The organism is Agromyces sp. NPDC058064, from assembly GCF_042885275.1.
In the GTDB taxonomy this organism is placed as follows: domain Bacteria; phylum Actinomycetota; class Actinomycetes; order Actinomycetales; family Microbacteriaceae; genus Agromyces.
Genome location: NZ_JBHVSE010000002.1, coordinates 956516 through 967083, shown reverse-complemented (window position 1 = coordinate 967083; position 10568 = coordinate 956516). Strand labels below are relative to the sequence as shown.

Sequence of the window (10568 nt, the reverse complement as noted above, 5' to 3'; positions counted from 1 at the left end):
GCCGGGGGCGCTTTTCCGGGCCGGGGCCGGGCCCTGGGGTTCGGTGGGGGGGGGGGCGGCGGCCGCCCCCGGCGGCGCGCGGGTCCACGCGGGCGGGCCCGGGCCCGCGGCCCTGCCGGCCGAACGCGAGGCGATCGTCATGCTGAAGGCCGAGCACCTCGACGTCGTGGCGGTCGGCGACGTCGCCGCCGAGCCGTGGGACGAGGACCCCGCGCACCCGCTGCGGCGCGTCGCGCAGTGGGCCGACCCCGAGCACCACCGCTACGTGAAGATGGTGACCGAGGGCGGCGTGCTCACGGCGTTCGCGAGCGTCGGGATGCCGCGCACCGCGGCCGAGCTCACGCTGCTGTTCGAGCGCCGGGGCGAGCTCCCGGCCGACCGGTCGCTGCTGCTCCGCCTCGACGGGCCCGACGACGACCCTTCGGCGGCGGGCGATGCCTTCGCCCCGACGGCGACGGTGTGCTGGTGCAACGGCGTCACGGTCGAGCGCATCGAGGCCTCGGCGGCCGCCGGCAGCACCACGGTCGCGTGCGTCGGCCGCGATACCCGGGCGGGCACCGGCTGCGGGGGGTGCAAGGGGCGCATCGGCGAGGTCCTCGCACGCGCAGCGGCGGGGTCGGTCGACGGGACGGGCGGCTCGGGGGCCGCCCCGGCATCCGACGACGCGCCGAGCCTGGCGGGCTGACCGCCGGTCGGGCCGCCCGCGCGGGTGCCTGCGTTCGCCCGCGCGCTGCCCCGGGCCGGTGGTCGGGCTCGGTCTCGCGACCCGCGCCGCCCTAGACGGCGACCCGGTCGGCCGCTTCGGCCTCGCGATGACGATCGAGCACGAGCTCGACGAGCTCCGCCGGCGCGGGCTCCCCCGGCATGAGCAGCGGTTCGGCGACGAGCTCGGCGTCCGCCGCGGCGGCCGCGTCGGAGAAGGTGCCCGGCGCGAGCAGGTACGGGGCGACGGCGATCCGCACCCCCGGGTGGACCTCGCGGATCATCTCGATGGCGTCGGGCAGGCGCGGGATCGCGGCGGCGATGAACCCCACCGTGACCGACCGGCCGAGCCGGTGGCCGAGCCGGCGGGCGGTCTCGAAGCACTCCCGGACCGCCCGCGGGTCGTTCGATCCCGCGGCGGCGAGCACGACCGCGTCGTCGGGCTCAAGGCCCGCGAGCCGGAGCCGGCGGGCGAGCACCTCGACGATGCGGTCGTCGGGTCCGAGCGCCTCGGCGAGCCCGGCGCCGGTGCCGAGGCGCTCGAGCCCGAGCGCGAGGCCGGTGCGCACGTGGAAGCCCGCCGACAGCACGAGCGGCACGATCACCGGGGCGGGGCCGCCGCCGCCCACGAGGTCGCCCGCGAGATCGCCCGCGCGGGCGTCGACGAAGCTGATGGCGACGTCGAGTCCGGGGCGCGCGGAGGCGACCCCGTCGGCGAGCCGCATGATCGCCTCGCGGTTCGCCCCCGACGGTGCGCCGTGCGTCACCGCGACGAGCCGGAGCGGCCGCTCGGCCGCGTCGGGCGGGGCCGGGACTGCACTCGTGACCATGCTCCGACCCGCGCTCTCCGGCGGGGAATCGGTGGTGCCCGCCGCTTCGACGGTATGAAGCGGGTGTTACGGGGCGGCGAGCCCGGTGTTTCGGGCGCGTGAAGAACGCCTCACGCGTTCGGGTCGGCGGGACCCTCGGCGAGCAGCTCGGGACGCACGCGCCGGGTGCGCTCGAGCTGCTGCTCGTGCCGCCACGCCGCGACCGCGCCGTGGTTGCCCGAGCGCAGCACGGGCGGCACCTCGAGCCCGCGCCACTCGGCGGGCTTCGTGTAGCTCGGGTACTCGAGCAGGCCGTTCTCGTGCGACTCCTCGACGAGCGACTCGGGGTTGCCGACGACGCCCGGCACGAGGCGGCCGGCCGCCTCGATCATGGCCATGACGGCCACCTCGCCGCCGTTCAGGACGTAGTCGCCGAGCGAGACGAGCCGCACGCGCATGCGCGTCGAGTAGTGGTCGACGACGCGCTGGTCGATGCCCTCGTAGCGGCCGCAGGCGAAGACGAGGTGCTGCTCCTCGGCGAGCTCGCGGGCGATCGCCTGCGTGAACGGCTCGCCGGCGGGCGAGGGCACGATGAGCAGCGCATCGGATGCCCCGTCGCCGACGATGGAGTCGAGGGCCTCGCCCCACGGCTCGGGCTTCATGACCATGCCCGCACCGCCGCCGTACGGCGTGTCGTCGACGGTGCGGTGCCGGTCGTGCGTGAAGTCGCGCAGGTCGTGCGCGGTGACCTCGAGGAGGCCGGACTCGCGCGCCCTGCCGAGGAGCGAGAGGTCGAGCACCGAGAAGAACTCGGGGAAGATCGTGACGATGTCGACGCGCATCGGGCGGCCTATTCGGCGGGCGCGTCGCCGTCGGCGACGGGCTCGGCCGCGGCATCCGATGCGTCGCCCTCGGCGAGCTCCTCGAAGAGGCCGGCCGGGGGCGTGACCGTCAGCGTGCCGGCCTCGAGGTCGACCTCGGGCACGATCGCCGAGACGAACGGCACCATGACGTCGCGGCCGCCGGGGCGGTCCTGGTCGACGCGCACGATCAGCAGGTCTTGCGCCGGCAGGTGCTCGACGTGCACGACCTCGCCGATGCGGGCGCCGTCGCGGAGGACGGCGAGCCCGATGAGCTGGTGGTCGTACCAGGCGTCGTCCTCGGGGGCCTCGTCGTCGACCTGGTCGACCCAGAGGATGGCCTTCAGGAGCGTCTCGGCCGCGGTGCGGTCGTCGACGCCCTCGAAGAACCCGACGGGCTGCCCGTTGTACCAGCGGACCTCGCGCAGGGTCAGGTGCCCGCCGTGCCACGGCGAGTCCTTCGGGACCTGCAGCGAGAACACCGCGCCGGGGACGAAGCGGCGCTCGGGGTCGTCGGTGTAGAGCTCGAGCTTGATCGCGCCCTTGAGGCCGTGCGCCTTGGTCAGGCGGCCGACCCGGAGCTGCGTACCCGGTGAGTCGGCCACGTCAGTCGTCGGTGTCGACGACGTCGACACGCACACGGCGGCCATCGGCCAGCGCGGTCACGAGCGTACGGAGCGCCTTGGCCGTGCGGCCGGCGCGCCCGATGACGCGACCGAGGTCCTCGGGGTTCACGTGAACCTCGAGGACCTCGCCGCGTGCGCTCGACGCGGAGACGACCCTCACGTCGTCAGGGTGATCGACGATCCCCTTGACGAGGTGTTCGAGCGCGGACTGGAGCAAGGCTTACGCCTCGTCCGTCGCGGTCTCCGCAGCCTCGGCCTCGGCCTCGGCGGGGGCCTCTTCGGCCTTGGGCGCCGGCTTCTCGGCCTTGGGCTTCAGCACCGGCTTCTTCTTCTCGTCGGCGACGAACTCGACCTTGGCGGCCTTCGTCTGCACGGTCGAGACGGCGTTCGCGTCGCCCTTGAACTTGCCCCAGTCGCCCGTGAGCTTGAGGATGGCGGTGACCTGCTCGGTCGGCTGGGCGCCGACGGAGAGCCAGTACTGGGCACGCTCCGAGTCGACCTCGATGAACGAGGGCTGCTCGGTGGGGTGGTACTTGCCGATCTCCTCGATCACACGACCGTCGCGCTTGGTGCGCGAGTCGGCGACGACGATGCGGTAGTACGGCGCACGGATCTTGCCGAGACGCTTGAGACGGATCTTGACAGCCACGATTCTCCTGAATGTGTAGAAAGGTTGAACCGATCGCCTGGAGCGTGGGGTGCACACCCGGCGGAAGCTCGAAATGGTCGGACCACGGCCTGATAGAGGGTCGGGCGGCGGTCCAACCCCCTATTCTGCCAGATTCGGCGGTCGCCCGCGAACCGGCGCCGCGTCGCGCGTCAGCGCAGCCCCGCCATCCAGCGCTCGATGCCGTCGGCGTCGATGGGCAGGGCGACCGAGAGCACCTCGCTGCCCTCCGCGGTGACGACGAGGTCGTCCTCGAGGCGCACGCCGACGCCGCGGAGCTCGGGCGGCACGGTCTCGTCGAAGGCGTGGAAGTAGAGCCCCGGCTCGACGGTCAGCGCCATGCCCGGCCGCATCGTCGCCCCCTGGTAGGCGGCATGACTGGAGGCGGAGCAGTCGTGCACGTCGATGCCGAGGTGATGGCCGACGCCGCACACGATGTAGCGGCGGTGCTGCTGGCCGCCGGGAGAGAGCGCCTCGTCGACCGAGACGGGCAGCAGCCCCCAGTCGTCGAGGCCCCGCGCCAGCACCTCCATGCACGCGGTGTGGAAGTCGGCCCAGTCGCGCCCCGGCCCGACGGCCGCGAGGCCCGCCCGGTGGGATGCCTCGACGAGGTCGTGCACCTCGCGCTGCGCCGCGCCGAAGCTGCCGGAGGCCGGGAGGGTCCGGGTCACGTCGGCGGTGAACCCCGAGCGGCGCTCGACGCCGAGGTCGAGCAGCAGCAGCGCCTCGGGGTCGATGTCGCCCTCCGCGCGCACCCAGTGCAGGATCGGCGCGTGCGCACCGGACCCGACGATCGAGGTGTAGCCGACGCCCGCGCCCACCGTGCGCGCGTGCCGGTCGAAGGTGCCCTGCATCCAGCGCTCGCCGCCCGCGCGCACGGCGCGCGGGATCTCGAGCGCCGTCTCGGCGAAGCCCTCGACGGTGGCGTCGACGGCCGCGCGCAGCTCGGCGAGCTCCCACTCGTCCTTGATCATGCGCAGCTCGGCGAGCACACGGGCGAGCTCGCCCGAGCGCGGGCGTCCCGCGAACGACGACGCGGGGCCGTCGAGCGGCACGGTGCCGCCGATCAGCGCGTCGGCCGGGAGGTCGAGGTCGTCGATGCTCCGGGTCCGGACGCCGAGCGCCTCGGCGTACTCCTGCAGGCCGGGCATCGGACCCACCCAGAGCTCGCCGCGCAGCGGGTCGGCGAAGAACCCCTCGTCGCCGGGGCGGAACGGTGCGGGCAGGTAGAGCGTCGCGTCGTGGCGGGAGCCGGCGGCCTCGAGCACGAGCACGGCGTCCTCGACCGCCGCGCCGGCGAGCCAGAGGAAGTCGCTGTCGGCGCGGAACTCGTGCGCGTTGTCGTTCACCCGCATCGGCGCCCGCCCCGCCGCGACCGCGAGCGTGCGCCCGGCGAACGCCGCCGACAGCCGTTCGCGGTGACGCGCGGCGGCCTCGGGCGCCCCCGCCGGCACGAGCGGCGCACGATCGGCGTCGCCCCAGCCCCGCTGCATGAACTCGCGGAAGCCGGGCGACGCCGCGAGGCGCGGCATGCGGGGGTCGGGCTCTGCGGGCTGCGGCATCGACCGCGGCGTCGCCGCCGTCGGGTTCACGGTGTCGAGGGAGTGGTTCGCGGTCATCGTGTCTCTCTCCGGCCGGCGCGGGGCCGGCCCTCGTCGTCGGCTCGTGCGCCGAGGCGCACCTCGAGCGCGGTGAACAGTCGTTCGGCCACGTCGCCCTGGTGCAGGCCGTCGTGCTCGAACTCGTTGGTGATCCAGGCGTGCAGCGCGCCGACGCGCGCCGCGGTGTCGAGCGAGAGCCCCGCGTCGACGTACATGTCGTCGAAGTACACGGCCGCCTCGACCGGCACCTCGTTCGCCGCGAGCCGGGCATGATCGTACAGCTCGATCGGCGCTCCTCGCTCGGCGAGCAGCTCGACCCCGGGCTGGAAGCCCCGCAGCGCCCGCACCTCGTCGAACATCCACGGGAAGACCATCTCGCCGGTGAGCTGCAACGGCCGCGCGCCGGTCGCGAAGTCGGGCGCCGCGGCGAGCGCGCGCTCCGCCGCCCACCCGGCGGGCTCGGCGCCGTAGATGCTCTCCTGCAGGGCGATGAAGTGGGGGTTCCGCTCGAAGCCCGTCAGCCGCTGCGCCTCGGCGAGGAACGTCGCGGTCAGGCGCGTCTCCGAGGCATCCGCCCACGCCTCGTCGAAGACCCAGTGCACCCGGTCGAGGCCGACCGCCATGCCGAGGTCGAAGCCGAGCGTCTGGAGCCGCCGCACCGTGAGCCGGTCGCCGTCCGGCAGGCGCACCTCCTCGGCGTCGAGCAGGTCCGCGACGCGCGCGACGCGGTCCCCGAGCTGCGGGAACCGGGCGCGCAGGGCGGCGTTCTTCGCCCGGACACGAGGCACGGTGCGCGCGTACACCTCGTCGGCGGAGGGGTCGAGCGACGGCAGGCCGCCCGTGATCGCCGCGGCCACGACCGCCTCGGGCGCGACCGAGAGGTAGTGCAGCGTGAGGAACCCGCCGTAGCTCTGGCCGAGCGTCCACCACGGTTCGCCGCCGTAGTGCGAGGTGCGCAGCGCCTCGAGGTCGCGCACGATCGAATCGGCGCGGTGCAGGGCGAGCCGGCGCGCCTGCTCGGCCGCCGGCATCCCCGCGAACGTCTCGCCGTCGAGCGGCGTCGATCGGCCGGTGCCGCGCTGGTCGGGCAGCACGACGCGGAACCGCGTCAGGGCCGCCGCGAGGAAGCCCTCGCGGGCGAGCGGGCGGGGCGACTTGCCGCCGGGGCCGCCCTGCAGGTAGACGAGCAGCGGCAGCCGCTCCCCCGCGCGCCTCACGTCGACGAGCTCGCGGGCGAAGACGCGGATCGTCTCGCCGCCCGGGTCGTCCCAGTCGAGCGGCACGTCCGTCCAGACCTCCGTCGCGAGGACGTCGCGGCCGACGAGGTGGGCGCTCATCGGGTCGCCGTCCGCACGCGGGAGTCGAGCAGGGCGTACGCGAGGTCGACGACGAGGTTCGCCACGACGACGAAGAGCCCGCCGAGCAGCACGATCGCGATGATCACGGGGCGGTCCTGCATCGCGACGCTCGTCACGGCGAGGCTGCCGACGCCGAGCAGCCCGAAGACCTGCTCGATGACGATGACGCCGCCGAGCATGAGGCCGATGTCGATGCCGAGCTGGGTGACGAGCGGCGGCATCGCGCTCCGGAAGGCATGCCGGTACGTGATGCGTCGTTCGGAGAGCCCCTTCGCGCGCGCCGTGCGGATGTAGTCCTGCCCGAGGACCTCGAGCATCTGGCCGCGGGTGAGGCGCGCGTAGACCGCCGCGACGACGAGCGCGAGGGTGGTCCACGGCAGCACGAGGTGCCAGGCCCAGCCGAGCGGGTCCTGCGCGAACGGCACGTATCCGCCCGGCGGGAACAGGTTCACCCCGGCCCGCGACGGCAGGAAGTACAGCAGGTAGAGCGCCATCATGCCGAGGACGAACGTCGGGAAGCTGATGCCGACGATCGCGAAGCCCTGGCCGAGGCGGTCGCGAAGGCCCCCGGGGTGCCTGGCCGAGCCGATGCCGATCGGGATGCCGATCGCGAGCCACAGCACCATGGCGCCGAACACGAGCGACATCGTGACCGGGATGCGCTGGATCAGCAGCTCGGAGACCGGCAGGCTCGAGCGGTACGAGAAGCCGAGGTCGCCGTGCAGCAGGTTGCCGACGAAGTTCAGGTACTGCACCCAGATCGGCTGGTCGAGCCCGAGCTTCACCCGGATCTGCGCCATGAGCTCCTCGGTGGCCTTGTCGCCCGCGATGATGCGGGCGGGATCCGACGGCGATACGTAGAACAGCACGAAGACGAAGATGCTGAGGAACAGCAGCACGAGCAGGCCGAAGCCCACCCGCGACAGCAGGTAGCGGGTCATGCGCCCTTGCCTCCCTTCGAGGCGCTCGGGTCGAGAGCGTCGCGGAGGCCGTCGCCGAGCAGGTTGAACGCGAGGGTGAGCGCGAGCAGCGCGCCGCCGGGCACGACCACCATCCACCACGCGATGAGGTAGAGCGAGCCGTTCGCCGCATCGGCGAGCATGTTGCCCCAGCTGGGCGTCGGGGGCACGATGCCGAGGCCGAGGAACGACAGCGTCGCCTCGAAGACGATCGCCGACGGGATCATGAGCGTCGTGTAGACGATGATCGGCACCACGAGGTTCGGCAGGATGTCGCGGAACATGATCGAGGCCCGGCTCGCGCCGAGCGAGCGGGCGGCCTCGACGAACTCCCGGTGGCGCAGCGCGATGACCTGGCCGCGGATGACCCGGGCGAGCCCCGTCCAGCTGAAGAACACGATCACCGCGATCGAGAGCGGCAGGCTCGGGCCGAGCACCGCCACGAGGGCGATCGCGCACAGCAGGAACGGCACGCTCATGACGAGGTCGGTGACGCGGCTCAGCACCGTGTCGACGGCACCGCCGAAGAACCCGGCGACGACGCCGATCACCACGCCGATGAGCGAGGCGGCGAGCGAGGCGACCACCCCGACGAGGAGCGAGACCTGTGCGCCGTAGGCGAGCCGCACGAGCACGTCCCGGCCGAGCTGGTCGGCGCCGAGGAGGAACTCGGCCGACGGGCCGACGGGGATGCCGGAGGGGCTCAGTCCCGTCTCGCGGAACTGCTCGGTCGGCCCGTGCCCCGTCCAGGCGGCCACGAGCGGTGCGCCGAGCGCGAAGAGCACGATCAGCACGATCACCGCCGCGGAGGCGATGCTCGCCGGATCGCGCCGGAGCCGGGCGAAGGTCAGGTACCAGGAGCCGCGCAACTGCACGTCGGCCGCGTTGCGCGCGGCGATCGCCGCCGTCCTGGGGGTTGCGGGTCTCACGGTCGGCGTCGTCACACGCGGCTCCTCTCGTTCGCGGCACTCGGCGCGGTGCGCCCGTGGACGGGGGCGGGCCCCGCCTCGGCGGGCCGGGCGATCTCGATCTGGCGGGACGGCCGGACGAGCCGTCGCCGGGTCCGCACGTGCGCGATCTCGGGCGCCGCGGCCTGGAGGAGACGCCGGGTGAACGGCTGCTGCGGGTCGCGGTAGAGCGACTCGGCGTCGCCGAGCTCGACGATCCGGCCGCCCTCCATGACCGCGATGCGGTCGCAGACGTGCCGCACGACCGAGAGGTCGTGCGAGATGAACAGGTAGGTGAGGCCGAGGGTGCGCTGCAACTCGTCGAGGAGGTTCAGCACCTGGGCCTGGATGGAGACGTCGAGCGCCGAGACCGGTTCGTCGAGGATGACGAGCTCGGGGTTCAGGGCGATCGCGCGCGCGATGCCGATGCGCTGGCGCTGGCCGCCCGAGAACTGCGACGGGAAGCGGTTGTAGTGCTCGGGGTTCAGCCCCACGAGCTCCATGAGCCGCTGCACCTCGATGCGACGGGCGCTGCCGGAGGCGACGCCGTGGATGCGGAAGGGGTCGCCGATGATCGAGCCGACCCGACGTCTCGGGTTGAGGGAGCCGAACGGGTCCTGGAAGACGAGCTGCACCCGGCGACGGAGGTCGCGCCACTGCCGTCGCCCGAGCGAGGAGAGCTCGTGCCCGTCGAAGCTCACCCGGCCGGAGGTGGGTGCGACGAGCCCCGCGATCGCCCTGGCGAGGGTCGTCTTGCCGCAGCCCGACTCGCCGACGAGGCCGAGGGTCTCGCCGCGCCGGACCTCGAGGTCGATGCCCTCGAGCACGACGCGATCGGGCCCTCGCCGCTGCGGGAAGGCGACCCGGAGTCCCTCGACGCGCACGATCGCCGCGTCGGCGTCGGGGTCGTCGGAGTGCGGCTCGACGGCGTCGGGCATCTCGGGCGCCGCGGGTTCGCTCGGTTCGCCCTCGAGCCAGCAGGAGACGTCGGTGCCGTCGTCGTAGCGGCGGAGCGGCGGTCGCTCGGAGCAGATCGACATCGCGTCGGGGCAGCGTGCGGCGAACGCGCAGCCGTGCGGCGGCGCGAGGAGGCTCGGCGGCCGCCCCCCGATCGGCACGAGCGGCGTGCCGGGGGCCCGGTTGAACGACGAGGAGCGGAGGAGGCCCGCGGTGTACGGATGCGCGGGCGAGCCGAGCACGCTGCGGCTCTCGCCGAGCTCCATCCGCCGGCCGGCGTACATGACCATCACGCGGTCGGCGACGCGCGAGAGCACCCCGAGGTCGTGGCTGATCATGACGATCGTCGTGCCGAACTCGCGCCGCATCTCGTCGAGCAGGTCGAGGATCTGGGCCTGCACGGTCGAGTCGAGCGCGGTGGTGGGCTCGTCGGCGATGACGAGCGCGGGCTCGAGCGAGAGCGCCATCGCGATCATCACGCGCTGGCGCATGCCTCCGGAGAACTGGTGCGGGTAGGCGTCGAACCGCGCCGCCGCGTCGGGGATGTGCACCCGTTCGAGCAGTTCGATCGCGCGTGCCTTCGCCGCCGCGGCCGAGATCGTGCGGTGGGCGCGGATCTGCTCGACGATCTGCCAGCCGACCGTGTACTGGGGGTGCAGGCTCGAGAGCGGGTCCTGGAAGACCATGCCGATCTCGCGGCCCCGCACGGAGCGCATCGCGGCCTGGTCGAGCGCGAGCAGGTCGCGGCCGCGGAACGTCGCCGTGCCGCTCGTGCGCGCACCGGCGACGAGCCCCATGATCGACTGCACCATCACGGACTTGCCCGAGCCCGACTCGCCGACGATGCCGAAGAACTCGCCCTCGTGCACGGCGAAGGAGACGTCCTGCACGGCATGCACGGTGCCGTCCTCGGTGGGGATGTCGACGACGAGATTCGAGACCTCGAGTAGCGCCATTGCGTGGTCCTTTCCTCCGAGCGGGGGGGCGGCCGGGGGGGCGGCCGCCCCCCCGGTGAATGGTGTCGGGGGTAACACCACAATAGTTAAGCCAGACGGTTGTGCACTAGCCCGTAATGGGATGGG

At 73.6% G+C, this 10568-nt stretch carries 11 protein-coding genes; 1 reads left to right on the top strand and 10 read right to left on the bottom strand.

What is annotated here, in order from left to right:
• Positions 1 to 139 precede the first annotated feature (139 nt).
• Positions 140 to 685 carry a (2Fe-2S)-binding protein gene (locus ACFVSL_RS10345; RefSeq protein ID WP_386940763.1) on the top strand — a complete coding sequence of 182 codons (546 nt, stop codon included), beginning with the start codon at positions 140 to 142 and terminating at the stop codon, positions 683 to 685.
• A gap of 91 nt (positions 686 to 776) precedes the next feature.
• Here the strand turns inward: ACFVSL_RS10345 and ACFVSL_RS10340 are convergent, their stop codons facing one another.
• The 10 genes from ACFVSL_RS10340 to ACFVSL_RS10295 form a co-directional block, all read right to left on the bottom strand.
• Positions 777 to 1532, bottom strand: coding sequence for a sirohydrochlorin chelatase (locus ACFVSL_RS10340; protein ID WP_386940761.1), 756 nt, complete (start codon positions 1530 to 1532; stop codon positions 777 to 779).
• A 110-nt stretch (positions 1533 to 1642) separates the two neighbouring features.
• A complete protein-coding gene (trmD, locus tag ACFVSL_RS10335) occupies positions 1643 to 2353 on the bottom strand; it encodes a tRNA (guanosine(37)-N1)-methyltransferase TrmD (RefSeq protein ID WP_386940759.1) in 711 nt (236 codons plus the stop codon).
• An 8-nt stretch (positions 2354 to 2361) separates the two neighbouring features.
• Positions 2362 to 3021 (bottom strand): ribosome maturation factor RimM, encoded by a 660-nt coding sequence (gene rimM / locus ACFVSL_RS10330; protein ID WP_386940758.1) that lies wholly within the window; start codon positions 3019 to 3021, stop codon positions 2362 to 2364.
• Positions 2978 to 3214, bottom strand: coding sequence for an RNA-binding protein (locus ACFVSL_RS10325; protein WP_121475435.1), 237 nt, complete (start codon positions 3212 to 3214; stop codon positions 2978 to 2980). The genes rimM and ACFVSL_RS10325 overlap by 44 nt, the downstream gene beginning before the upstream one ends.
• 3 nt (positions 3215 to 3217) lie before the next feature.
• A complete protein-coding gene (gene rpsP / locus ACFVSL_RS10320; protein ID WP_157424012.1) occupies positions 3218 to 3646 on the bottom strand; it encodes a 30S ribosomal protein S16 in 429 nt (142 codons plus the stop codon).
• A gap of 170 nt (positions 3647 to 3816) precedes the next feature.
• Positions 3817 to 5283 carry an aminopeptidase P family protein gene (locus tag ACFVSL_RS10315; RefSeq protein ID WP_386940755.1) on the bottom strand — a complete coding sequence of 489 codons (1467 nt, stop codon included), beginning with the start codon at positions 5281 to 5283 and terminating at the stop codon, positions 3817 to 3819.
• Positions 5280 to 6602, bottom strand: coding sequence for an alpha/beta fold hydrolase (locus ACFVSL_RS10310; protein WP_386940753.1), 1323 nt, complete (start codon positions 6600 to 6602; stop codon positions 5280 to 5282). The genes ACFVSL_RS10315 and ACFVSL_RS10310 overlap by 4 nt, the downstream gene beginning before the upstream one ends.
• Entirely contained in the window at positions 6599 to 7564 is a 966-nt protein-coding gene (locus tag ACFVSL_RS10305) for an ABC transporter permease (RefSeq protein WP_386940751.1), read from the bottom strand. The genes ACFVSL_RS10310 and ACFVSL_RS10305 overlap by 4 nt, the downstream gene beginning before the upstream one ends.
• Positions 7561 to 8526 (bottom strand): ABC transporter permease, encoded by a 966-nt coding sequence (locus ACFVSL_RS10300; RefSeq protein WP_386940749.1) that lies wholly within the window; start codon positions 8524 to 8526, stop codon positions 7561 to 7563. The genes ACFVSL_RS10305 and ACFVSL_RS10300 overlap by 4 nt, the downstream gene beginning before the upstream one ends.
• Positions 8523 to 10442 (bottom strand): dipeptide ABC transporter ATP-binding protein, encoded by a 1920-nt coding sequence (locus tag ACFVSL_RS10295; protein ID WP_386940747.1) that lies wholly within the window; start codon positions 10440 to 10442, stop codon positions 8523 to 8525. Before ACFVSL_RS10295 ends, ACFVSL_RS10300 begins: the two co-directional genes overlap by 4 nt.
• Positions 10443 to 10568: the final 126 nt, after the last annotated feature.